This window comes from Algoriphagus boritolerans DSM 17298 = JCM 18970 (genome assembly GCF_900108085.1).
In the GTDB taxonomy this organism is placed as follows: Bacteria; Bacteroidota; Bacteroidia; order Cytophagales; family Cyclobacteriaceae; genus Algoriphagus; species Algoriphagus boritolerans.
The window spans coordinates 1-1,376 of sequence record NZ_FNVR01000074.1 but is presented as its reverse complement, the minus strand read 5'-3'; the positions used below and the strand labels follow the sequence as shown (position 1 = coordinate 1,376).

The window sequence follows — 1,376 nt, the reverse complement described above, 5'->3', positions numbered from 1 at the left end:
CCGATTAATATTGGAACTACTCTAGGAAGTGTGGAGTGCGAACTGGTATTTTCCCCAGCTGCCCCGGGAGATTCTGGAGGAGGGGGAGGTGGAGGAGGAACACCTCCAAATACCAATGAGAATTGTGAGATGCCGGAAGGAAATTTGGAAGGAGTTACTGTGGAATGTGAGGAGGAGGAAGAAAATCCAACGGAAATAGATTGTGAAATAGATGAAACTGAATTATCCCAAATTTTTCCAGCTGGAGATCCAACTATCTTAAGTGTTCTAAAAGATTTAATCAACGCTTATGGGGTAGAGTTTGGTCTTATTGATGAAAGTGTTGTATCACATTTTATTTCTCAAGCTGGACATGAAACAAACGGGTTTTCGAGTGCAGGTTTTTCAGAAAACTTATATTATACAACTCCAGAACGCTTATTAAAAGTTTTTCCAAGCAAGTTTTCATTGACAGATCCAAATAAGAAAAATCCAAATGATTATTTAAGGAATCCAGAGAAACTTGCGAATTTAGTTTATTCACAAAAAAATGGTAATGGATCGGAGTCTTCTGGTGATGGATATAAATATCGAGGGAGAGGAGCGTTTCAATTAACAGGGAAGGATAATTACTCTGGATTTACAAATTTTTATAGTAGTTATATAAGTAGTGATCATGATTTTCTTTTAAATCCAGATCTCATAGAATCTAACATTGAAATTGGCATTTTATCTGCTATGTGGTATTTTAAAGACAGGGTTTTAGATAAAATTTCAGGCGTGAGTGAGTTAACTGTTGATAAAGTTACAAAAAGGATTAACGGTAGCTTTAAAGCTGGTCTTGATGATAGAAAAAATTGGTTTGAAATAGCTATTGATTTAATCACTTGTTAAAATTATAAAAACATGAAATATTTATTAATGATAATTCTTTGGTCTGTATCTATAAATAATAGTTTTCAGCCTAGTATAATTGGTGTTTGGGTTAATGAAAAGGATCCAAAGCTGACATGGGAATTTAATGCTTCAGGGCAGTTGATCGAAAAATATGGAGAGGTGTTGAAGGCTTCACCCAGAACACCCAGTACTTACCAAATTTTAAATCATTCACAGCGGTGTAATGATGGAACCACAGATGTTCCTAACCAAATGTATTTGAAAATAGCAGATGCGGAGTTAGGTTCATTTTGTTATTACTTGGAGACCCTATCTGAAGAAGTATTAGTGCTAATTGATTCGGATACTGGTAGAATGCTGATTTTCAATAAAGTGATTTGAAGAGATAAACTCCAAGTCGAACCACTTGGAGTTTTTTTATACCTGATTATTTCATGCTTGAATAATAAAATAAGCAGTTAGTTTTTTTGTCTAAAAATTTCTTCAAATTCTTTTTGGAA

2 protein-coding genes are annotated in these 1,376 nt (G+C 34.2%); both read left to right on the top strand.

The annotated features are described in order from the left end of the window. Positions 1 to 873 (top strand): glycoside hydrolase family 19 protein (locus C4S61_RS21990; RefSeq protein WP_160111301.1); only part of this gene is annotated, 873 nt, incomplete at its 5' end. A 12-nt stretch (positions 874 to 885) separates the two neighbouring features. Beyond that, complete coding sequence (locus C4S61_RS21600) at positions 886 to 1,257, top strand: hypothetical protein (protein WP_103926849.1); 372 nt, start codon at positions 886 to 888, stop codon at positions 1,255 to 1,257. Positions 1,258 to 1,376: the final 119 nt, after the last annotated feature.

Excerpts from the sequence above, each read along its gene's own strand:
- C4S61_RS21600 (WP_103926849.1), top strand. The coding sequence starts at position 886 with ATGAAATATTTATTAATGATAATTCTTTGGTCTGTATCTATAAATAAT.